This window comes from Pseudomonas sp. E102 (assembly GCF_052660185.1).
This window is the reverse complement of sequence record NZ_CP084025.1, coordinates 1,394,464-1,415,209: the sequence shown is the minus strand read 5'-3', so window position 1 is coordinate 1,415,209 and position 20,746 is coordinate 1,394,464. Positions and strand designations below refer to the sequence as shown.

Sequence of the window (20,746 nt, the reverse complement as noted above, 5' to 3'; positions counted from 1 at the left end):
AGTCACTTGTCATAACGAGTTATGACGTGATCTTAAGGAAACCTCCCGAGTCTTGAGAAATACCGTTTGGACATATCCTTAGAGTCGGCTCAGGGCAACAGCAGCCCCTGCTCCCGCTCGCACAGCTGCACCACGTAATCCCACAGCACCCGCAGCCGCACGGATTTATGCAGTTCGCGGCGGGTGCTGATCCAGTAGCTGCGGCAGAGGGTTTCGTCCGGGAGCAAGGGCACCAGCGTCGGGTCGCTGCCGGCCATGTAACACGGCAACACGGCGATGCCCAGGCCCGATCGCGCGGCTTGCTGCTGGGCGATGACGCTGGTGCTGTGGAACACCACCCGGGGCTTGCGGCAAAAACTGTTGAGGAACATGAGCTCCTGGCTGAACAACAGATCGTCGACGTAGCCGATCCAGGCGTGACGGCCTAGATCTTCGCGGCTGCGCAAGGGCGGCGAGCGATCCAGGTAGGCCTGGCTCGCATACAGCGCCAGGCTGTAGTCGGTGAGCTTGCGTGTCACCAGCAGGTCGGCCGCCGGTCGTTCGAGGTGGATACTGATTTCCGCCTCGCGGTTGAGAATGCTGACGAAGCGCGGCACCGCCACCAGTTCCACCTCAAGTCCCGGATAGCGCTGGAACAACCCCTCCATGCGACTGGCCAGGAACATGATGCCCAGCCCTTCCGTCACGCCCAACCGGATCTTGCCCAAGGGTGCGCTGGATTGGGTGATGTCCTCTTGGGCCAGCAACGCAACGTTTTCCATGGCCTCGGCATGCTTGAGCAGCGCCTCGCCCGCCGGGGTCAGTTCATAACCCTGGGCGTGCTGGACAAACAAAGCCGTGCCCAGGCTTTTTTCGATGGCCTCGATGTGCCGGGCCACGGTGGCATGGGTGGTGTTGAGCCGTCGCGCGGCCGTCAGCAAGCGGCCGCTGCGTTGCAGTTCCAGGAAGTAGCGCAAGTCATTCCAGTCGAACATGAGCCATCCTTGAAAACGCCTGAACCCGGGATTGTTTATAAACGCTCAGCAGGTGCGCAAAAACTAACATTCTTTTGACGAAAACTAACAACTACGATGAGCCAACAAGAACAATAAATGAGGTCGCGAATGCAACCTGTCGTCGATGAATACGATTACGTGATCGTGGGCGCCGGCCCTGCCGGGTGCTTGCTGGCCAATCGGCTGTCGGCCAACCCGCAACACCGGGTGCTGCTGCTCGAAGCCGGCGGGCGCGACAACTATCCGTGGATTCACATCCCGGTCGGCTACCTGTTCTGCATCGGTAATCCGCGCACCGACTGGTGCTTCAAGACCGAAGCGCAACCGGGCCTGCAAGGCCGCGCCCTGAGCTATCCGCGCGGCAAGGTGTTGGGCGGCTGCTCGTCCATCAACGGCATGATCTACATGCGTGGCCAGGCCGCGGACTACGATGGCTGGGCCGCCGAAGGCAACACTGGCTGGTCCTGGAAAGACGTCCTGCCGTTGTTCAGGCAAAGCGAAAACCACTTCGCCGGAGACTCCGAACTTCACGGCGCGGCCGGCGAATGGCGCGTCGAGCGCCAGCGCCTGTCATGGCCGATCCTCGACGCCTTTCGCACCGCCGCCGAGCAGAGCGGCATCCCCAACGTCGAGGATTTCAATGGCGGCGACAACGAAGGCTGTGGCTATTTCCAGGTCAACCAGAAAGCCGGGATACGCTGGAACGCGGCCAAGGCTTTCCTCAAGCCGATACGCACTCGCCCCAACCTGACGGTCTTGACCGAAGTCGAAGTCGACCGCGTTTTATTGCGCGATGACCGCGCCCACGCTGTCAGCGCTCGCTGGCAAGGCAAGGCCATGAGCTTCAAGGCTCGCAAGGAAATCGTCCTGTGCGCCGGGGCCGTCGGTTCGCCGGGCATCCTGCAGCGCTCCGGGATCGGCCCGCGCAGCTTGCTGCAACGCTTGGGCATTGGCGTGGCGCACGAGTTGCCGGGCGTGGGCGGCAACTTGCAGGACCATCTGCAACTGCGGCTGATCTATCAACTGGAAAACGCCCGCACCCTGAACCAGATCGCCGGTACGTTGTGGGGCAAGATGGGCATGGGCCTGCGCTACCTGTATGACCGCAGCGGCCCGCTGTCCATGGCGCCCAGCCAACTCGGCGCCTTCGCCCGCTCGGGGCCGGAACAGACTTCGGCCAACCTCGAATACCATGTGCAGCCATTGTCTCTGGAACGCTTCGGCGAACCCTTGCACAGCTTCCCGGCATTCACCGCATCGGTATGTGACTTGCGCCCGATGAGCCGCGGCCGCGTGGACATCCGCTCAGCCGATCCAAGTGAAGCGCCGTTGATCCAACCCAACTACCTGAGCCACCCCGAAGACCTGCGGGTCGCGGCCGACGCGATCCGCCTGACCCGAAGAATCGTCGCCTCCCCGGCCCTCGGCGCCTTCAAACCAGTGGAATACCTGCCGGGACCCAGCCTGCAGACCGAAGAGGAACTGCATCAGGCCGCCGCCCGCATCGGCACGACGATCTTCCACCCGGTGGGCACCTGTCGCATGGGCCAGGACGGCGACGCCGTGGTGGATGCGCAACTGCGCGTGCACGGCATCAAGGGCCTGCGCATCGCCGACGCCTCGATCATGCCGCGCATCATTTCGGGAAACACCTGCTCGCCGACGTTGATGATCGCCGAGAAGGCAGCGCGGATGATCCTCGAACCCATCACCGTCAGCATCACAAGCCAAAAGGAGTCGGCCACAGTCTGAAAGACACTGGAGATCCCTGTGGGAGCGAGCCTGCTCGCGATGACGGTGTGTCAGCTAACGTTCATGTCGACCACCACACCGCTATCGCGAGCAGGCTCGCTCCCACAAGGAAAACATTTGGATCAAGAAAGTGTGTCACATCAGGAGACGCCCCCACCCGGCGTCGCAGTGGAACAACAATAACAATCACTGTGAGGGATACCGCTATGTCTGAACATGTTCAGCCCCTGGAAGCCACGCGCAGCGCCGGCACCAGCCAGGAAACCCAGAAAGTCATCTTTGCCTCGTCCCTCGGGACGGTGTTCGAGTGGTACGACTTTTTCCTCTACGGCGCCCTTGCGGCGGTCATCAGCAAACAGTTCTTCGCCGGAGTGAATGACACCACGGCGTTCATTTTCGCGCTGATGGCCTTCGCCGCCGGCTTCATCGTGCGGCCGTTCGGTGCGCTGGTGTTCGGGCGGCTGGGGGACATGATCGGGCGCAAATACACCTTCCTCGCGACCATCGTCCTCATGGGCCTGGCCACGTTCTGCGTCGGCCTGCTCCCCAACTACGCCAGCATCGGCATCGCCGCGCCGGTCATCCTGGTGGTGCTGCGCATGCTCCAGGGCCTGGCCCTGGGTGGTGAATACGGCGGCGCGGCGACCTATGTCGCCGAGCATGCGCCGATGGGCAAGCGTGGGTTCCACACCAGCTGGATTCAGTCCACCGCAACATTGGGGCTGTTGCTGTCGCTGCTGGTGGTACTGGGTTGCCGCTACTTCACCGGCGATCAGTTCGAAGTCTGGGGCTGGCGCATTCCGTTCCTGCTGTCGATCCTACTGCTGGGCATTTCCACCTGGATCCGCCTGAGCCTGCACGAGTCGCCGGCCTTCCTGAAAATGAAAGAAGAAGGCAAGTGCTGCAAGGCGCCGATTCGCGAATCGTTCGGCAAATGGGAAAACCTGAAAGTGGTGCTGATCGCGCTGTTCAGTATCAACGCCGGGCAAGCGGTCACCTTCTATGCAGCGCAATTCTACGTGCTGTTTTTCCTTACCCAGTTCCTCAAGATGGACCCGGCCCTCGCCAACAGCCTGCTGATCGTCAGCGTGGTGATCGGCGCGCCGTTCTTCATCTTCTTTGGCTGGCTGTCGGACAAGGTCGGGCGCAAACCGGTGCTGATGATCGGCCTGCTGTTGGCGACGGCGCTGTACTTCCCGATCTTCAAGACGCTCGCCCATTACGCCAACCCCGCCATCGACCTGGCGAGCCGTCAGGCGCCGATCACGGTAGTCGCCGACCCGGCCACTTGTACCTTCCAGTTCGACCCGGTGGGCAAGGCCCGTTTCGACAGCCCTTGCGACAAGGTCAAGACCTTCCTGGTCAAGCAAGGCCTGCCCTACAGCAGCGTCGCGGCACCGGCCGGCAGCACCGTGCAGGTCAGCGTCGGAGACGTGAAGCTCGAAGGTTACGACGAAGCCGCCCTGCGTGGCGCGGTGACCCTGGCCGGTTACCCGCAACAAGCCGACGCCCAGCAGATCAATCGGCCGATGATCGTGGCCCTGATCGTCGCGCTGATCATCATTTCGGCGATGTGCTACGGCCCGTTGGCGGCCCTGATGGTCGAACTGTTCCCAACCCGGATCCGCTATACGTCCATGTCCTTGCCCTACCACATCGGCAATGGCTGGTTCGGCGGTTTCCTGCCCACGGTGTCGTTCGCCCTGGTGGTCTATACCGGGGACATTTTCTACGGGCTGTGGTACCCGGTCGTGATTACGGGGGTGAGCCTGGTGGTGGGGATGATCTGCCTGCGGGAAACGCGCAACGTGGACCTGGACACCAACTGAGCACTCATTGGACCCTTTGTGCCGAGGGGTTCCATCCCCTCGCCACGGGTGCTGTCGTCAGCTCAGTGTACCGAGTGGCTCTTGACCGTGCTCTCCACCAGATCCAGCATCTGCCCCAGCGCCCATGGCTTGGCGATGAACGAGGCCTGGTGCTTGATCCCGGCGCTTTCCGGGGTTTCGAAGCCCGACATGATCAGCAGCGGTATCTGCGGCCAACGATCCCCGGTCAGGTTGGCCAGGTCGGCCCCGTCCATTTCGCCGGGCATGGTGATGTCGGTGAGTAACAGGTCCACGTAATCGGCGCTTTCCTCCAGAAATGTCAGCGCCGAATCGGCGCTTTCCCTGGGCTCGACGACAAATCCTTCGTCCTCCAGGATCTCGCAGAGGAATTCCAGGATGGTCGGATCATCCTCGACGACGAGAATCAAACGTGTGCTCGCCTGTCCGTTGCCCTTCGGCATCGAATTCATGAAGTGACTCTCCTTGATTCCATTAACATGCTTTGCGGTTTGAGCCGCTCTGAAAGTTATGAGCGATGCCCTTGCGATAAATTCATTCTGCTTGCCCATCCAGTCGCCGGGCTGTCTTGCCAAGGGGGTCGTTGCAACGCAGCGCAATGGTTTATCTGTATATCCATACAGATAAAGCTTGCCCCGTCGCCAATCCCTGACCATGCTAGCGCCCCATGAAACCTGCTTAGGAAGAGGCGCGATGCGGCTGTACCTGTGTGAAAAACCGTCCCAGGCCAAGGACATCGCCGCGGTGCTGGGCGCCACCCGGCGCGGCGATGGCTGCTGGCTGGGCGCGAACGTCACGGTGACCTGGTGCATCGGCCATCTATTGGAGACCGCGCCGCCCGACGCCTACGATGCCCGCTACAAGCGCTGGGTGCTGGCCGACCTGCCCATCGTGCCGGCGCAATGGAAGATGACCGTCAAGCCGAAAACCGCCAGCCAGTACAAAGCGGTCAAGCGCCTGTTGGGTGAAGCAAAGGAACTGGTCATCGCCACCGATGCCGACCGCGAGGGCGAAATGATCGCTCGGGAGCTGGTGGAGCATTGCCGCTATCGCGGACCTATCCAGCGCCTCTGGCTATCGGCCCTGGACGAAGCCTCGATCTGCAAGGCCCTCGCCGCCCTCAGGCCGGGAGCGGAAACCTTCAACCTGTATCACTCGGCACTGGGTCGCTCCCGGGCCGACTGGCTGATCGGCATGAACATGAGCCGCCTGTTCACGCTGCTGGGGCGCCAGTCCGGTTATCAAGGCGTCCTGCCGGTGGGCCGCGTGCAGACACCGACCCTGCGACTGGTGGTAGATCGCGGCCGCAGCATCGCCAACTTCGTACCGGTCGCCTACTGGGCCATCGACGTGCAACTGAGCCATGCCGGTACGGCGTTTGCCGCCCAGTGGCGCGCCGACCCGGATGCCTGCGACGATCAGGAGCGCTGCCTGAACCAGGCCCTGGCGCGAAATGCTGCCCAGGCCATGGGCAACGCTGCGACCGCGCGGGTGACCAAGGTTCGCACCGAACGCCTGCGCGAGGCCCCGCCGCTGCCGTTCGACCTCGGCACCTTGCAGGAAGTCTGCTCGAAGAAACTTGGACTCGGCGCCCAGGAAACCCTGGACATCGCCCAATCGCTCTACGAGACCTACAAGCTCATCACCTATCCCCGCAGCGATTGCGGTTTCCTGCCCTTGAGCCAGCACAGCGAAGCACCCGCGATCCTGGCCGCCCTCGCCCAGGCCGACCCGGCCCTTGCCCCGCTGCACGATCACCTGCAGCCGCAGCGCAAGTCCCGGGCCTGGAACGACGCCAAGGTCAGCGCACACCATGGAATCATTCCCACGGCGGCGGCGAAGAACCTCGACAAGCTCGCCGCAAAGCAACGGGCCGTCTATACGCTCATTCGCGCACGTTACCTGGCGCAATTCCTGCCCAATCATGAATACGACCGGACCCAGGCCGACTTCGATTGCGCTGGGCAAGACCTGCGCGCGGTGGGCAAGCAGATCGTCGAACTCGGCTGGAAACGCGCCCTGCCCGAAGCATTGGCGCCCGCACGAGGTCGCGAAGCCCCCACGCCGCAAACCTTGCCGCCACTGGCCGAGGGCCGCGATTGCAACGTCGACGCGGTGACACCAAAGGATTTGTGGACCCAACCGCCCAAGCCCTTCACCGAAGGCGACCTGATCAAGGCGATGAAAAACGTCGCCAAGCTGGTGGAGGATCCGCTGCTCAAACAGAAGCTCAAGGACACCACCGGCATCGGCACCGAGGCGACCCGTGCATCGATCATCCAGGGCCTGCTCGACCGTGGTTACCTGGTGAAAAACGGCAAGGCCCTGTCGGCTACCCCAGCCGCCTTCAGCCTAATCGACGCCGTGCCTCGGGCGATCGCCGACCCCGGCACCACCGCCATCTGGGAACAGGCGCTGGACATGGTGCAAAGCGGCGAGATGAGCCTAGAGGAATTCGTCACCCGGCAGGCCGCCTGGATGAGCAAGCACGTCGCCCGCTGCCAGGGGATGAGCTTGAGCATCAGCGGCCCGGCCAGCCCCGCCGGGCGAGGCGCCACGCCGTGGAAGAACAAGCGCAAGCCGGCCAAGCGCAAGGCTGGGGGCGCTCCGCGCAAAACCAAGGCCAAGGCCACCTGACTGTCAGATGAGATCCCTTGCCACAGGTGATGACTCGCGGCCTCTTTTCATACCCAAACCATTTTGTCCGACAATATGTAGTGACCAAAAATAATCACTACAAAACCGTTGACGCCTCCGATTTGCCCTTGCATGATGCAGACGTCTCCCCGATCGGGAGTACAGGCAAATGTTTGAGCAAGCTCGTCTGACCGCCGAGCTGTTTTTTTGGATAAGGGACTGCCCACAAGGCAGATTGAAGGTGCTGACCTGGCATGACCGTCCGGTGACAAGGACGAGAAACGCCGGCGAATCAATCCTCATGACGCATGGGCTCGACCCTCGAAAGTCGACACTGGCCTGAAGATTCTTCGCTGTTTCTCTTCGTTGTAGCGCATTTGCGTAGCAGCCCTTCGATTAACACTACACAACCGATGCACGACCCCGCAGAAGTCCGGCGGACGAATGCTGACGGCCTGATTTCGGTATCAGGCAGGCACTTACCGAACAGCGAAGTTTTGCGAACCACCAGACAGATCAACCAAATGGTCAAGGGGCTTACACATGAATCTGAATAATCAACCATCTATTGATGAACTGGCTCGCATGTTCGCAGCACACAAGGACAGCCTGGACAGCCATATCCTGTGGATCAGCAAGACCGGCCAGGTCCATATGGACTGCCTCTCGCCTTTCACCCAGGAAGACGAATTCGAGAAGAGCCAGGCAGACTTGTGCGCGCGGCTGAAGATGTACCGCCGTGGCCAAGGCTACGTGGGCAAGAAGGCCGCAGCCGACAAGGACTTCATGGGCCGCGTGCTGCAAACGCTGACCCAAACCTGGCAATCGGTGCAGGACACTGCCGAGGTCCGGGTCGTCGACCGCCTCTGCTGATATCACACATAAAAAAGGGCCCGCTCCTGACTCAGGAGCGGGCCCTTTTTTTGGCCCCGAGGGTCTGTATGAAATGTGTTCGCGCGAAGGCCAGACAAGGCGAAACGGGGCGAGGAAGCGCAGTGTACTGGAGTACATGAGCATTCCGAGCCCCGTTTCAACGCAGTATGGGTGAGTGCGGATACATTTCGTACAGAGCCTTAGAACACCGACCAACCAATCCTTTGGCTGAGCAATTCCAGCGCCGCCATGCCGGCCAGCGAGTTGCCAGCCGCGTTGAGCTCCGGCGACCAGACGCACACGGTGAACTGCCCTGGCACCACCGCGACGATCCCGCCGCCGACGCCGCTCTTGCCCGGCAGGCCGACACGGTAGGCGAAATTGCCCGCCTCGTCGTACAGGCCGCTGGTGGCCATGATGGAATTGACTTGCTGGGTCTGGCGAGCGCTGAGAATCTGCTCGCCGCTGTGCTTGCAGAAACCGTCGTTGGCCAGGAAGCAGAACGCCCGGGCCAGGTCGATGCAGTTCATTCGCAGCGCGCAGTGGCTGAAATAACTGCGCAGCACCGCTTCCACGTCGTTATGGAAGTTGCCGAACGATTGCATCAGGTAGGCCATCGCCGCGTTGCGGGCACGGTGCTGGTACTCCGACTCGGCGACCTTGCCGTCGACCAATATCTGGGGGTTACCCGACAGCCGCCGTACAAAATCACGCATCGACAGCGCCGGAGCGGCGAAGCGTGACTGGTTGATGTCACAGATTACCAACGCGCCGGCGTTGATGAACGGGTTGCGCGGACGGCCGCGTTCGAACTCCAGCTGCACCAAGGAGTTGAAGGGCTGGCCGGAGGGCTCATGGCCCAAGCGTTCCCAGATGGCCTCCCCGGAATGCTCGATGGCCTGAACCAGGCTGAATACCTTGGAGATACTCTGCACCGAGAACGCTGTCTCGGCGTCGCCCGCGCAATATATCTCGCCATCATTGCTGTACACGGCAATGCCCAACTGGTTGGCCGCCACGGTGCCGAGGGCGGGGATGTAGTCGGCCACCTTGCCCTGGCCGATCAGGGGACGAACCGTATCGAGGATCTCGTTCAACAGTGCTTGCATGTGCGCAGGGGTCCAATCATTCCCCATTCGAGTGCGGGGATACAGACGCTAGACGCCGACGGGGAGGTTCAGAGCACACTGGCTCGGTCCAAAAAACGTGGCGAGGGAGCTTACTCCCGCTGGTCTGTGCTACAGCCCCATTGCTGGTCGCCGCAACCGGACAGACCGAGTGATGGAATGAGGGGCCGCTGCGCGGCCCAGCGGGGGCAAGCTTCCTCGCCACAAAAACAGCGTCCAGCCATGACTTTCTAAAAGTTGCGGGGGCGCTAGTCGCAAGATCCAACGGTCTATAGTCAAGGATCAACCGGCAGGAGGTAAACGATGCGCCAGATCATGCAAAAAGAACCCTGGTGGGCCGCGCCGCCCCAGCCTGGGCAGGATGAAAACGAACTGGAATGGGGCTGGCTGGTGATCTACAGCGAAGGCGAGCCGCGCTTCGAATTTATCAAGGAGCGTCCCACGGACGAACAGATCCGCCATCGCAAGGGCTGTCGCGTCACGCTGGGGTCTGACTAGGGAACAGACACCGGTCATGGAGCAATGGCGCGCAGTTCCACCGGCCGATCGGCAAGGTCCGCTTCCACCAGGTTGCCATCGATTTCCCCGGCCAGGTAATACACCGCAGCCATCACCCCGCTGAGGGGATGCTTGAGAGATTTGAACCAGGCTTCGTCGAACGCGGCGCTCAGACTCTTGCGGATTTGCCCTTCCATTTCTTCCCGTTCGCCCTCGTGGATCATCGCTCGGATGCCCGCCACGCCCACTGAAATCAGCGCCCCGGCCGCCTTTCCGGCCACGGCCGCCGCCGCACCGGCCGCCCCTCGGGTGGCGAATTGGGCCTCGATCTTTTCGCTGGTGCGTTGCGCCACCGTGGCGATCACCGCGTCCGACGGACCTGAACCGGTGTCTGCCGCCTTGTCGACATGATCGATCAACGCCGCGTAGGCCGGCAGTGTATTGAGCGGTTCGGTGTGGACCATTTCGTACAACGACGCATTGCGTGCCGCTGGCGGGCCCAGGTTGATGGCCATGATGCTGTGCAGACGCCGGTTCATCACTTCGGGTGGGATGCGATGTCGCTGGGCGATCACCTGGATCTGCTGATTGAGCAGGCGCAAGTAATAACCCGTCGCGTTGGCCCTGATTGCCTCGGGATCGATTTCCACCGCCACGGGTTCCAACACCTGCTCGCGATATTGTTCCTGCAAGTACACCGACAGCCGCTTGGCCGCCGAATCCGCCTCGCCATCGGCGCTGGCCGAATACCAGCTGACTTTCAGGGCCAGCCATTCCTGGGTCCAGTAACTGCTGAACCAGGGGATGAACTCGGCCTCCGTGCGCTCGTAGACCAGCACCCGCCAATGCTCCATTGAGCCACGCGCATACAGCTGAGCCTGTTCAAGGGCGCTTTTCGACGCGACGATGATTTGTCGGTCAACCTGTCGCCACGTGTCCTGGGCAATCGCGACCGTGGCCACCGGCTGGCCGCGCTGAGACGTGGCGCACCCCGCCAGAACGAGCATCACGACCAGCATCAGCGAACGCAGCACCATTGCGCCACCCGGGCACCAAGGGTTCCAGGGATTTGAGTATAGGCGTTGGAATCGGGTCGGTTTCTGTGGAGAGGGTCGCAGCAGTTAGAACCGAGTGAAATGCGCGAACTGCCAGTCCTGCGCTGGGTCGTCCGTTGATGGATTGGGGCTGGCGCCACTCGGTGTCCAGTCAGTGCGCTGCCCGGCCAGTGTGCCTAGGTAAGGCCTGGCGATTTCCAGCACGCGCTCGTGATCCATCTGTTCGGGCTCGACGATGCCTCGGTCCGGATGCTCGACCGCCCAGACAACCCCCGACAGCACACCCGCCGCTACTTGCAGGCTGGTGGCGTTGTTGAACGGCACCAGCGCGCGGGCTTCGTCGATACTCAACAGCGAGCCGAACCAGTAGGCGTTAAGCTCATGTCCCATGAACAAAACGCCCAAGGCGTCTATGCCGCCGCTGTCGATTTCACCGTTGAGGATGCGCTGCCGGGTTTGTGCCTCCCAGCCTCGGCCGATCAGTTCGTGGACCGACAGCAAGGCATCGTTGCAAGGATGGTAGGCGTAATGAAGGGTGGGTCGATAAAGCAACTTGCGCTGATCCTTCAAGGTCAGCAGGTCGGCTGTCGAAGCGGTCTCATGGTGGGTGATCAGCATCCCCAGGCATGGGCCGCCCAGGGGCGTCCAGGTCTTTACCAGCACGCTGGCGCTCGGTCGCTCCAGATAGATCGCGTTCCGACTACCGAAACGGTGCCGCCGCGCGGATGGCGGCCAGACACGCTCATGGCTGCCCCAACCCAGCTCCGCTGGCTGGGTGCCCTCACTGATAAAGCCGTGGACCGACCAGGTGTTGACGAACTCATCGTCTTCCTTGAGACGCTGGGACCGTTGCGTATCGCGTTCGGCGAAATGAATGACCTTGATGCCCGTTTCCATGCATAACCGGGCCCAATCGACGCCCTGGCGATCCTCGGGCAGCGGATGGTTCAGCTGCATGGCCAATTCCACCAGGCCGGCCTTGAGCAGGTGGGTAATCAAGCCTGGGTTGGCCCCGTGGGCAATGATCGCCGTCGGGCCCCTGCCCAGTTTTTTGCGCAAGTTCAGGGCTTGATAGCGCAACGCGTAATTGGTGCGCAACGCGTGGTCCAACTGCGGATCGGTGTAGCCCCCCGCCCATGGCTCGACGCAGGTGTCCAGGTAAAAAGCGCCTTTGTCGAAGGCATACGCAATGACTGCCAGGGAGCTGACTTCCACTGACAGGTTGACGATGAAGTCACCCGGCTCGACGAAGCGATCCAGGATTTGCGCGAAATCCGGCTCGGTCAATGCTTCGCGGACGAAATGGATGCCCCGCTCCTTGAACCAGATGTTCTGCTCGATGACCGGTGCGATAACAGTGATCTGCCGGACCTCGATGTGCTCCTGCCCCAGCAGCAAGGGCAAGGTGGCCCGGGCGATGGAGCCGAAGCCGATGAAGACCAGATGGCCGGTGAACGGGACCTGATGTTTCATGTGCTGCTTCCTTGAAGACGGTGTATTTCCCATGAAATAACCGAACGACGACCGAAGCTACTGTCAATGTTGACAGGTGCGGCGCGGCTCGACCCGCGCCGCGCCCTGTGTTCGCCTATGAAGTCCCCAGTCCACCGGACAGGTCCGCGCCTGAATGCACACGTCCGTTGGCCGGCTCGACGCCGGGTTCATCACGATGCTCGGTGGTCTTGCTTACCGTGTCACGCACCGTTTCATACCCCTCGCGCGCCTTTTGCTTGGCTTTGTCGGCCAGGTCGGCACTGGTCTTGCCCATCACTCGCTGTTCGGTGGTGGTACTGGGCAAGGCCGCTCCCAACATCGCGCCCAAGGCTATACCCGCCGCCGCCATCATCAACGGCTGCTCCTTGAGCAAGCGGCTGAACTGATCGCCCAGGTCGTGGGAGCCCTGGGTCATGCGCTCACCCGTTTCATGGGCGCTGCGCCGGGCTTGACGGGCACCGGAGCCCAAACCTTCGGCCAGATGCGAGGCCTTGTCCTTGAGATGGTGGAAACCCTCACGCAAGGAGTCGGTGGTGTCGTGCAGATGGTTCCGGGCACTGCCCACGCCACTGGCGAGCCCCTCGGTCCAGCCGCCGGTGTCCTGGTCGGGTCCGACGCGATAGCCAACCCGAGGCGGGTGGTTCTGGCCGAGCATCAGCCAGCACAATCCGACCGTGGTCAGTACCGTCGGCACGGGGTTGTTGCGTACTGTGGTGCCCAGGTTGCCGAAGAACTCCGCGCCGTTGCCCTTCACCAGGCCCAAGGCTTGGTCGAGCATCTGGCCCGGGGTGAATTTGCTGCCCAGGGCATCGACGATATGGCTGATATGGGCACGCTGCTCGTCGATCTCGCGCTCGATGGCCTCCGGGCTCTTTTCCGATTCTGTTTTGAATTCATCCTTCATGAGGCTTTCCTCCGCAGGGCTTCCTGGTCTTTGTTCAAGGCGTCGAGCGTTCGGTCAGGCTTGAAATGGGACGGTTCGAATTGCTTCTTGCCGGACTGCACCATGACGAAACCGATGATCATCACCACGACGCCAACAATCAGCGCGGCCAACCAGGGCGCCATCATCGTGCTCAGGCCATACACCACGGCCATCAGCAAGATGATGAAGCCGGCCATCAGCACCATTGCGCCGCCCGCCACACCGGCGATACCGGCTTTCAAGGTGTTGAGGCTGGCCTGGAATTCCGCCTTGGCCAGGGCCAGTTCCTTGGTGAACAGTGAGGGCACCTCGTGGGTCAACTGCCGGAGCAGGCCCATGACCGAGGCATCGCTTTCGGGCGCCGGGGCCCCTGCGGGACGCTGGATATCCGGGTCTGGTCGATTCATCACAATTCTCCTCTGGTAGTGGCCGAGCCCGGCAGCGAGCCGGTGGCTGAATCACTGGGATGGTCCTGCACGCTGGGTGAAGTCGGGGTAACGCCGGTGGCAAGGCCGCTGCTGCTTGTCGCGGCACCCGGACCGATAGGATCAGGTATCGGGTCGAAAGGCTGAGTGCCGGACCCTCCGGTCGGTGGCTCCGCCTGTTCGGCGGCAGGGTTGTCGACTTCGGTGGCGACCGGCGAGGTGCCGGCCTTGAGGAACCGCGACAGTCCGAAACCCACGGCAATACTGCCAGCGAGGAACAGGCCGGGGTTCTCTCGCGCCAGCCGCGAGCCATCGTGCAGCAGCTGCTCGGCGCTCTTGTTGCGCAGTTTGCTGGCCAGGCCGCTCATGTTATCGGCCATGTCCGCCAGGTAATGCGACAAGCCCAGCGTGTCGTTGGCTTCGAGTTCCGACATGGCCGACTTGGCGCTACGCGCCAATGCATCGATCTGGTCCGCCGCGGTATCGCGGTACTGGCCAAAATGCGCATCGGCCTGCTCTCGGGCGCTGCCGATGGCTTCGTTCACGTCATCCTTGATGTGGTTCAGGGACTCTTCAGCTCGCCCCTGGCTTGCGGTGCCGCTTTGTCGCTCGGGGTTGTTGTCCGGGATAGTCATGTCTGTCCATCGCCTCCGTGATGAAAAACTCAACATCAGGCACTGCCTAGGCAGATGCCTGGATCAGTGCCTCTCAGAACAAGTGACGGGACGCATGGGAGCCGAGTTCCAACGAGTTTGAGGGTTGCACGCCGTGTGGTCGCCGACGCCGTTGGGTTGGGTTTCGTTAAAAAAAAGGGCATTGGTGCGTACACCAATGCCCGATCCAACCCTGGTCCAACAGACCAACCGACGCTCCTATCCAGCCTCAACCCAGCGCGGTATCCAGAAACATCATGACCGCGAACCCCATCATCAGCCCGAGGGTCGCTGGCGTTTCGTGGCCGTTGCGGTGGGTTTCGGGAATCACTTCATGGGACACCACAAAGATCATCGCACCCGCCGCCAGCCCCAGGCTTATGGGGTACGCCACGGCCACGCCAGAAGACATGCCCAGGCCGATCACCGCGCCCAGCGGCTCCATCAACCCTGAGCCGACCGCAATCAGTGCGGCGCGCAACGTGCTGATCCCGGTCACCCGCAGCGCCATGGCGATGGCGAGGCCTTCGGGAATGTCCTGGATCGCAATGGCGGTGGTCAAGGGCAAGCCGACCTTGAGGTCGCCGTTGGCGAAGCTCACGCCTATGGCCATGCCCTCAGGCAAGTTGTGCAAGGTGATCGCCAGGACAAACAACCAGACCCGGTTGATGCGCTTGGCCTCGGGACCACGCCGGCCACTCAGCTCATGCTCATGGGGGACGAAACGGTCAAGGCCGACCATCAGCAAAACCCCCAGCCCAAGGCCGATCACGACCACAAGGGCGGCAAGCAATTGGTTGCCACATATGATTTGCGCCGCTTCAATGCCGGGCAGGATCAACGAAAAGGAGCTCGCCGCGAGCATCATGCCGGCCGCGAAACCCAACATGATGTCCTGGGTGCGCGATGAAATATCGCGCAGCACCACCGCCATCAGCGCCCCCAGGGCGGTGGCGGCGAAGCCGGAGGTTCCGCCCAGCGCCGCATAGCCCAGGTTCTGGCGGTCGGCCCCCACCAGCGCGTTATAGCCGCTATACAGCAACAGCACCGCGACCAGCGCCAATCCAAGCCAGAAGGTCACCCCCAGCAGCAGATTGTTTTGCACAGGATCAAGCCAGGTACGCCAGGGCGATCGAATCCGGGAGGTGGGCTGGTCCATCTAATGTCCTTGTCGATTAGCCGCGCGAAGCCCGCCCGTCCCCCATGATGGCGGGACGGGCGGGCGATATGTTCAGGCGAGAGGGCCCAAGCCCCCTCGCCGGTTTATTACAGTTTGTCACCTTGCATCCCCGAACCCAAGTCGGCGCCTGTCGTAGGATCGCTTTCAGGGTTGGACATCGTCCGCGCCTTCATGTCCATCAGCAGAGCTTCGTCTTTCTCACTCAACTGCACAGTGGCCATGCCATCTCCGCCATCGACCGCTGGCGTTGGGTTCTCGACGAATTCCCAATCGTCGCCCTGATTCCAAGGACCGCGCACCGAGGGTTCGCCCTGGGACATATTGAAGTACACATTGGTGAACTCCGGCATGCCAGGCAATTTCCCTTGTGGGAAGTTGGGCTGGATGGAATGGAGGGCTTTTTCGAAGGACAGCTGGTGGGCGATTTCACGGGTCATCAGGAAGCCCAGGGCTTCTTTTACACCCGGGTCATCAGTGACATTCATCAGCCGCTCGTAAACGATTTTCGCCCGGGCTTCGGCGGCGATGTTCGAACGCATGTCCGCCGTGGGCTCACCGATGGTGTCGATGTAGGCCGCGGTCCAAGGCACACCGGCCGAGTTGGTCAGCGGCGAGCCTGCGCCATACAGCACGCTGGTGATGTGGGAATCGTTGCCGGCGCCGTTGATCTCGCGATACAGCTGGCCCTCTTGTTCGACACCTTCGGCCATCTTGCCCTTGGCGCCCTTGTTCAACATCACGATGATCGAGCCGATCACCTCCAGGTGGCTGAGCTCCTCGGTGGCGATGTCCATCAGCAGGTCCTTGCGGCCTGGATCATCTTCGGACAGGGCCTGGGTGAAATAACGGGACGCTGCGGCCAGTTCGCCTTGGGCGCCACCAAACTGTTCGAGCAACAGGTTAGCGAGTCCTGGATTGGGCTCGGCGACGCGCACGGTATATTGCAATCGTTTGTTATGAATGAACATGATTGAACTCCTCGGTCAGGACACAGTTCATGGGAAACCCTGCCGACGACAGGCCCATGAAAGTCAGAAGAAGTTAAAGAGATAAAATTTATTTTTTATTCACGACATAAGACGAACGGTCACTGTGGTTAAACAAAAACCAACCCGCCTTGAATAATGAACAATTAAGCGAAGCCGGGCATGACATGCCCGACTGTAAACACACTTTAATAAGCGGCTGGTACAGGCCTCATGCCAGCGACATGAGGCCCGTAGACCACGGGGCATTACGATTTACGACCGCCACCGTGGCTGTTTTCACCGCCTTTCTTGCCAGCTTCGGAGGCTTTTTCCCGATCATTTGCAAAGTTGCCACCAGACGCCTGGCCACCTTTCTTGCCGGCTTCCGATGCCCGATCAGGGTCATTGGCAAAATTGCCACCCGAGGCTTGTCCACCTTTGCGGCCCGCCTCTGCGGCACGTTCCGGATCGTTGGCAAAATTGCCACCCGACATGTGGCCACCCTTACGACCGGCCTCGGCTGCGCGTTCCGGATCGTTGGCGAAGTTGCCACCCGATGCTTGGCCGCCTTTCTTGCCGGCTTCCGATGCCTTTTCACGATCGTTAGCGAAATTGCCAGGGTTGTTATTACCTGTATTTGCCATTTCATTCACCTCGTTAGTTGCTATTTGCGAACCCCGTTGGCTCGTACTTATTCGGAAAACATGCCGCATCCAAGGTTTGAAGAAAGTGCTTCAAACGGCGACGAACGGTCAATGCTTTATTTATATACCGCTGCGCTTGGAATGAATTGAAATTCGCTATCACCCAAGCGGCGACCAATTAACGCCATCAAGATGCTCAACTTTATGGGAGCCACCCTGCTCGCAGATGCAATGTCTCAGTCGATATGAATATCGAACTTTGAACTGCTTCGCGAACAGGTTCGCTCTCACAATGGCTTTACGCTGAACATCTAAATACAGTGCGTGTCTTTCCACGCTGTCCGCCAAGGGCCGAGTGGCGCCGGCACCCCATTGCACCGGTCTCGTCACCCTGGCCTCGCGCCGTTCCAGGAAGCCAAAACTCGCGGGCTGCCGGTGTTGTCTTGCACCACCGCACTGACCGGCTTGCGGTGTCCGGGTACCCTGTCGCCGATACCCGGATAAAGCGTTATTCAGGGCGAGATCGGGTCGCTGGCCGGGAACGTCTCTTCCAGCGCTTCATCCAGTTGATCGTTGGTAATGTCCCGTTCGCCAACTTTGCCACTGCGTTCGCAATGGCAATCCTGCGCCGGGCACGGCTCGCCGTTGGGGTGTTGTTCCGCGCAGGCCTGGCTGCAATAAGCCTCGCCGTCGTGATTGAACACCCGCTCGGGATCGACGTCGCAGTGACAGCCGGGGCAGCCACATTTCAATTCACTCATGCTCCTCCTCCTGCATTCGCGCTATCAGGATCCCACCAGCAACTGCACCTCAAGGTTCGCTGCCGCAACGCCATGCTTGGCGACATACACTTCATCAACCCAACCTTTGGTCAGGTTGCGATAAGTCTGGGTGCCCACGGCCGTGCCGCTGTCCCATTCAATGATGTCGCCGATGTCAACGTCGTTGGCGGGGCCCAGTTCGAGCACCGTGTGGCCATCCTCTTGCGCCACGTAGACGCCGACCCTGGCGCTTTGTCGATTGATGGCTCTTACCTCTCCGGTGGTCTGCTTCATACCTGTCCTCTATCGTTTTGACGGCAGGTTGGGACGTGGCCGGAGCAACCGGCCGCGCCTTTCATGCAAGCTCCAACCTCAGCGCTTGGCTTCGGTATGCGGGTTGGCCGAACGCTCCAGGAATGCCTGGGTGATTTCCGGCAAATGGTCGCGCAGCCAATCGGCCATCGCGATTTCCTGGGGCAGGATCTGCTCGCAAGCCCTTTGGGTTTCCACGTCGCCGGCCACTTTCGCCGCTTCGATCAGCACCGTGTAGGAAGCAATCTCGAGGTTTTCGAAAACGTAGCCACTCATGGCACCCTTGACCACTTCGTCACTCATCGCCATGCCGCCCATGGCCTGACCGAACGCCATCAGCTTGCCGGCCATGTCCTTGAGCATCGAGGGGCTGCCGCCCAGGCGTTGGATGCACCCTTCGACCAACTTCTGCTGCCCGAGCGTCTCTTCGATGTGCTGTTCGATTCGGGCCTTGAGCACCGGATAATGTTCCAGGCGCTCGGCCTGGGCCTTGAGCATTTTCTCCGCTTGCTGTTCCATGGCGTGAGCATCGTTGAGCCAATCCAGCAGGTTCTCTTTAGGGGTTGCCATTGCGTTCTCCTTATTGAGTGTCATTGGCGCACTGCAGTGCGAAAGCTCTGAAATACCGCACATAGGGTGGATGTCCGCCGCGCCGGGAAAGTTTGAAGAAACAGCATCGGAGGGCGACGAAAGGCGTACCGCGGACCCGATGCTAACCTCTACGATTCAAGGCCAGCGGAGCACAGCAATGCCCGACGATCTTCACCGTGAACCCATCGAACAACTACAGGAATACCTGTCCGGGCGCCGTTTCCTGGTGCTGACGGGCGCGGGAATCAGCACCCCTTCCGGCATCCCCGACTACCGTGACAGCGACGGCGTTCGTCGGGGCCGGCAACCGATGATGTACCAGGAGTTTCTCGCCAAACCCGAGGCGCGAAGACGCTACTGGGCGCGGGCCATGCTGGGCTGGCCACGCCTGCGCCAAGCGCGCCCGAACCTGGCCCACGAGGCCCTTGCAGCGTTGCAGGCGGCGGAGCGCATCAGCGCGCTGATCACACAGAATGTCGACGCCCTGCACGACCGGGCCGGAAGCCGCCAGGTCATCGAGCTGCACGGCAGCTTGCATCGAGTGCTGTGCCTCGATTGCGGCCAGCGCAGCGAGCGGCAGCACATCCAGGCCTTGATGGAAACCGAGAATCCCTACCTGACCGGTGTCGACGCAGTGCAGGCGCCCGATGGCGACACGCTGCTGGACCCGGCGTTCGAGGCACGCTTCCAGGTTCCGCGTTGCCCCCATTGCGCGGGTGAACGCCTGAAACCGGATGTGGTTTTTTTCGGTGAAAACGTCGCCGCGCCCACCGCCGCTCGCGCCATGGAAGCCGTTGAACAAGCGGATGGATTGTTGGTGGTGGGGTCGTCATTGATGGCCTATTCGGCGTTTCGCCTGTGCCGGGCAATCAAGGACCAGGGCAAGCCGCTGCTGGCGATCAACCGGGGCAAGACCCGGGCCGATGAGTTGCTGGATTTGAAGGTTGAAATGCCGTGTGAGCAGCTATTGCCGCTGCTGACCTGAAGCTCGCTCCCACAGGTCCTGATCCTTGAACGTATCGAACAATGCCTGGGCCGCCGCCGACAGCTCGTAGCCCGGCTTGGTCAGGACGCCGATTGCTCGTTCTATGACCGGCTCGCCAAGGGTGATGCAGCGGGCGCCCAGCTCGTGCATCTGGCCGACGCACAGGGCCGGCACGGCGCTCACGCCCAGGCCGCTGGCAACCATCCGCCCGACCGTCGCCAGTTGGTGGCTCTCGAATTCCACGGGCAGTTTCATGCCTCGGGATTGCAGATGCTCCTCCAGCATCACCCGCACGGTAGAGGGCCGTTGCAAGGTGATGAACGGCTGTTCCAGTAGAGTCTCCCACTGGAGTTCGTCGCGCTGGGCCAATGGCGAATCCAGCGGCACCACCGCGACGAAACGGTCCAGGTACAACGGCGTGAACACCAGCGACGAACCCTGCATCGGCTCGAACGCCACCCCCAGCTCCACGTGGCGATCGCGGACCATTTCCAGCACCTGTTCATTGATCACGTCGTTGACCGTGACATTGACATTTGGGAACCGCGCGCGGAAGGTCTTGAGGATCGGCGGCAGCAGGTTGCCGGCGAAGGATGGCATCGCGGCCAAGGTCACACGGCCACGCTGCAAGGTGAAACGCTGGCGCATTTCGTCTTCGGCGTTATCCCAATCGGCCACCAGCCGGCGGGCCAGTGGCAGCAGTGATTCGCCTTCGGGGGTCAACGCGACGTTACGCGTATTGCGACTGAACAGACGGCCACCGAGGCCCTCTTCCAGCGCCTTGATCGTCAGGCTCAGGGCCGATTGAGAGAGGTGCAACCGCTCGCAAGCCACGGCGAAGCTCAGGCTTTGGGCGACGGCAAGGAAAGCGCGGATTTGCTTGAGGGTCATAGTCGCTAACGCTCCCAGCGGCGAGTGGTCAGTTTCGAGCTGCAAGCTTATGCCAGCTATTATTGAGTTTTATCAATCAATGCAACGTAAAAATCAACTTAACAAATATATGACTTGGCGCAACACTGCATTC

The 20,746-nt window shown here is 61.3% G+C and carries 21 protein-coding genes; 6 read left to right on the top strand and 15 right to left on the bottom strand.

Annotated features, from left to right (window positions below; translation table 11 throughout):
• Nucleotides 1–89: 89 nt before the first annotated feature.
• Nucleotides 90–974, bottom strand: coding sequence for a LysR family transcriptional regulator (locus tag DOCECA_RS06585; RefSeq protein ID WP_434563482.1), 885 nt, complete (start codon nt 972–974; stop codon nt 90–92).
• 129 nt (nt 975–1,103) lie between these two features.
• Between DOCECA_RS06585 and DOCECA_RS06580 the strand changes: the two genes are divergently transcribed.
• Nucleotides 1,104–2,747: a GMC family oxidoreductase gene (locus DOCECA_RS06580; protein WP_445571628.1), complete on the top strand. Its 1,644-nt coding sequence runs from the start codon at nt 1,104–1,106 to the stop codon at nt 2,745–2,747.
• A gap of 206 nt (nt 2,748–2,953) precedes the next feature.
• Nucleotides 2,954–4,576, top strand: a complete 1,623-nt coding sequence (locus DOCECA_RS06575; protein ID WP_434650651.1) for an MFS transporter — start codon at nt 2,954–2,956, stop codon at nt 4,574–4,576.
• A 62-nt stretch (nt 4,577–4,638) separates the two neighbouring features.
• On the opposite strand, the gene DOCECA_RS06570 is transcribed toward DOCECA_RS06575, so the two are convergent.
• Nucleotides 4,639–5,046 carry a response regulator gene (locus DOCECA_RS06570; protein ID WP_420764522.1) on the bottom strand — a complete coding sequence of 136 codons (408 nt, stop codon included), beginning with the start codon at nt 5,044–5,046 and terminating at the stop codon, nt 4,639–4,641.
• Between the two features lie 241 nt (nt 5,047–5,287).
• Here DOCECA_RS06570 and DOCECA_RS06565 point away from each other — a divergent pair, with 241 nt between their 5' ends.
• Both DOCECA_RS06565 and DOCECA_RS06560 read left to right on the top strand, forming a co-directional pair.
• Entirely contained in the window at nt 5,288–7,231 is a 1,944-nt protein-coding gene (locus DOCECA_RS06565) for a DNA topoisomerase III (protein WP_445571627.1), read from the top strand.
• Between the two features lie 543 nt (nt 7,232–7,774).
• On the top strand, nt 7,775–8,104 hold the full coding sequence (locus DOCECA_RS06560; protein WP_434563474.1) for a hypothetical protein: 330 nt from the start codon (nt 7,775–7,777) through the stop codon (nt 8,102–8,104).
• 200 nt (nt 8,105–8,304) lie between these two features.
• On the opposite strand, the gene glsB is transcribed toward DOCECA_RS06560, so the two are convergent.
• Nucleotides 8,305–9,213 (bottom strand): glutaminase B, encoded by a 909-nt coding sequence (gene glsB, locus DOCECA_RS06555; protein ID WP_420764525.1) that lies wholly within the window; start codon nt 9,211–9,213, stop codon nt 8,305–8,307.
• Nucleotides 9,214–9,534: 321 nt separating this feature from the next.
• Between glsB and DOCECA_RS06550 the strand changes: the two genes are divergently transcribed.
• Nucleotides 9,535–9,729, top strand: a complete 195-nt coding sequence (locus DOCECA_RS06550; RefSeq protein ID WP_420764526.1) for a hypothetical protein — start codon at nt 9,535–9,537, stop codon at nt 9,727–9,729.
• Between the two features lie 14 nt (nt 9,730–9,743).
• On the opposite strand, the gene DOCECA_RS06545 is transcribed toward DOCECA_RS06550, so the two are convergent.
• The 11 genes from DOCECA_RS06545 to DOCECA_RS06495 all read right to left on the bottom strand — a co-directional run bounded on the left by DOCECA_RS06545 (nt 9,744) and on the right by DOCECA_RS06495 (nt 18,716).
• Nucleotides 9,744–10,766, bottom strand: a complete 1,023-nt coding sequence (locus DOCECA_RS06545; protein ID WP_445571626.1) for a hypothetical protein — start codon at nt 10,764–10,766, stop codon at nt 9,744–9,746.
• 84 nt (nt 10,767–10,850) lie between these two features.
• A complete protein-coding gene (locus DOCECA_RS06540; protein ID WP_445571625.1) occupies nt 10,851–12,257 on the bottom strand; it encodes a saccharopine dehydrogenase C-terminal domain-containing protein in 1,407 nt (468 codons plus the stop codon).
• A gap of 115 nt (nt 12,258–12,372) precedes the next feature.
• Nucleotides 12,373–13,182 (bottom strand): DUF3618 domain-containing protein, encoded by an 810-nt coding sequence (locus DOCECA_RS06535; RefSeq protein WP_420764528.1) that lies wholly within the window; start codon nt 13,180–13,182, stop codon nt 12,373–12,375.
• Nucleotides 13,179–13,610 carry a phage holin family protein gene (locus DOCECA_RS06530; RefSeq protein WP_420764529.1) on the bottom strand — a complete coding sequence of 144 codons (432 nt, stop codon included), beginning with the start codon at nt 13,608–13,610 and terminating at the stop codon, nt 13,179–13,181. The genes DOCECA_RS06535 and DOCECA_RS06530 overlap by 4 nt, the downstream gene beginning before the upstream one ends.
• A complete protein-coding gene (locus DOCECA_RS06525; protein WP_445571624.1) occupies nt 13,610–14,263 on the bottom strand; it encodes a hypothetical protein in 654 nt (217 codons plus the stop codon). The genes DOCECA_RS06530 and DOCECA_RS06525 overlap by 1 nt, the downstream gene beginning before the upstream one ends.
• Nucleotides 14,264–14,510: 247 nt before the next feature.
• Nucleotides 14,511–15,440, bottom strand: a complete 930-nt coding sequence (locus DOCECA_RS06520; RefSeq protein WP_420764531.1) for a ZIP family metal transporter — start codon at nt 15,438–15,440, stop codon at nt 14,511–14,513.
• Nucleotides 15,441–15,547: 107 nt separating this feature from the next.
• On the bottom strand, nt 15,548–16,429 hold the full coding sequence (locus tag DOCECA_RS06515; RefSeq protein WP_420764532.1) for a manganese catalase family protein: 882 nt from the start codon (nt 16,427–16,429) through the stop codon (nt 15,548–15,550).
• Between the two features lie 266 nt (nt 16,430–16,695).
• Nucleotides 16,696–17,073 carry a general stress protein gene (locus DOCECA_RS06510; protein ID WP_445572150.1) on the bottom strand — a complete coding sequence of 126 codons (378 nt, stop codon included), beginning with the start codon at nt 17,071–17,073 and terminating at the stop codon, nt 16,696–16,698.
• Between the two features lie 512 nt (nt 17,074–17,585).
• Entirely contained in the window at nt 17,586–17,834 is a 249-nt protein-coding gene (locus tag DOCECA_RS06505; RefSeq protein ID WP_420764533.1) for a metallothionein, read from the bottom strand.
• Nucleotides 17,835–17,858: 24 nt separating this feature from the next.
• On the bottom strand, nt 17,859–18,128 hold the full coding sequence (locus tag DOCECA_RS06500; RefSeq protein WP_420764534.1) for a hypothetical protein: 270 nt from the start codon (nt 18,126–18,128) through the stop codon (nt 17,859–17,861).
• Nucleotides 18,129–18,206: 78 nt separating this feature from the next.
• The gene (locus tag DOCECA_RS06495) at nt 18,207–18,716 is read right to left on the bottom strand and encodes a ferritin-like domain-containing protein (protein ID WP_434563466.1); all 510 of its coding nucleotides are present in this window, start codon (nt 18,714–18,716) and stop codon (nt 18,207–18,209) included.
• A gap of 178 nt (nt 18,717–18,894) precedes the next feature.
• Here DOCECA_RS06495 and DOCECA_RS06490 point away from each other — a divergent pair, with 178 nt between their 5' ends.
• The gene (locus DOCECA_RS06490) at nt 18,895–19,722 is read left to right on the top strand and encodes an NAD-dependent protein deacetylase (RefSeq protein ID WP_420764536.1); all 828 of its coding nucleotides are present in this window, start codon (nt 18,895–18,897) and stop codon (nt 19,720–19,722) included.
• Here the strand turns inward: DOCECA_RS06490 and DOCECA_RS06485 are convergent.
• Complete coding sequence (locus DOCECA_RS06485) at nt 19,702–20,613, bottom strand: LysR family transcriptional regulator (RefSeq protein WP_420764537.1); 912 nt, start codon at nt 20,611–20,613, stop codon at nt 19,702–19,704. The genes DOCECA_RS06490 and DOCECA_RS06485 overlap by 21 nt on opposite strands.
• Nucleotides 20,614–20,746: the final 133 nt, after the last annotated feature.

Coding starts and splice junctions, on each gene's coding strand:
- DOCECA_RS06585 (WP_434563482.1), bottom strand. CDS start 974: ATGTTCGACTGGAATGACTTGCGCTACTTCCTGGAACTGCAACGCAGC.
- DOCECA_RS06580 (WP_445571628.1), top strand. CDS start 1,104: ATGCAACCTGTCGTCGATGAATACGATTACGTGATCGTGGGCGCCGGC.
- DOCECA_RS06575 (WP_434650651.1), top strand. CDS start 2,954: ATGTCTGAACATGTTCAGCCCCTGGAAGCCACGCGCAGCGCCGGCACC.
- DOCECA_RS06570 (WP_420764522.1), bottom strand. CDS start 5,046: ATGAATTCGATGCCGAAGGGCAACGGACAGGCGAGCACACGTTTGATT.
- DOCECA_RS06565 (WP_445571627.1), top strand. CDS start 5,288: ATGCGGCTGTACCTGTGTGAAAAACCGTCCCAGGCCAAGGACATCGCC.
- DOCECA_RS06560 (WP_434563474.1), top strand. CDS start 7,775: ATGAATCTGAATAATCAACCATCTATTGATGAACTGGCTCGCATGTTC.
- glsB (WP_420764525.1), bottom strand. CDS start 9,213: ATGCAAGCACTGTTGAACGAGATCCTCGATACGGTTCGTCCCCTGATC.
- DOCECA_RS06550 (WP_420764526.1), top strand. CDS start 9,535: ATGCGCCAGATCATGCAAAAAGAACCCTGGTGGGCCGCGCCGCCCCAG.
- DOCECA_RS06545 (WP_445571626.1), bottom strand. CDS start 10,766: ATGGTGCTGCGTTCGCTGATGCTGGTCGTGATGCTCGTTCTGGCGGGG.
- DOCECA_RS06540 (WP_445571625.1), bottom strand. CDS start 12,257: ATGAAACATCAGGTCCCGTTCACCGGCCATCTGGTCTTCATCGGCTTC.
- DOCECA_RS06535 (WP_420764528.1), bottom strand. CDS start 13,182: ATGAAGGATGAATTCAAAACAGAATCGGAAAAGAGCCCGGAGGCCATC.
- DOCECA_RS06530 (WP_420764529.1), bottom strand. CDS start 13,610: ATGAATCGACCAGACCCGGATATCCAGCGTCCCGCAGGGGCCCCGGCG.
- DOCECA_RS06525 (WP_445571624.1), bottom strand. CDS start 14,263: ATGACTATCCCGGACAACAACCCCGAGCGACAAAGCGGCACCGCAAGC.
- DOCECA_RS06520 (WP_420764531.1), bottom strand. CDS start 15,440: ATGGACCAGCCCACCTCCCGGATTCGATCGCCCTGGCGTACCTGGCTT.
- DOCECA_RS06515 (WP_420764532.1), bottom strand. CDS start 16,429: ATGTTCATTCATAACAAACGATTGCAATATACCGTGCGCGTCGCCGAG.
- DOCECA_RS06510 (WP_445572150.1), bottom strand. CDS start 17,073: ATGGCAAATACAGGTAATAACAACCCTGGCAATTTCGCTAACGATCGT.
- DOCECA_RS06505 (WP_420764533.1), bottom strand. CDS start 17,834: ATGAGTGAATTGAAATGTGGCTGCCCCGGCTGTCACTGCGACGTCGAT.
- DOCECA_RS06500 (WP_420764534.1), bottom strand. CDS start 18,128: ATGAAGCAGACCACCGGAGAGGTAAGAGCCATCAATCGACAAAGCGCC.
- DOCECA_RS06495 (WP_434563466.1), bottom strand. CDS start 18,716: ATGGCAACCCCTAAAGAGAACCTGCTGGATTGGCTCAACGATGCTCAC.
- DOCECA_RS06490 (WP_420764536.1), top strand. CDS start 18,895: ATGCCCGACGATCTTCACCGTGAACCCATCGAACAACTACAGGAATAC.
- DOCECA_RS06485 (WP_420764537.1), bottom strand. CDS start 20,613: ATGACCCTCAAGCAAATCCGCGCTTTCCTTGCCGTCGCCCAAAGCCTG.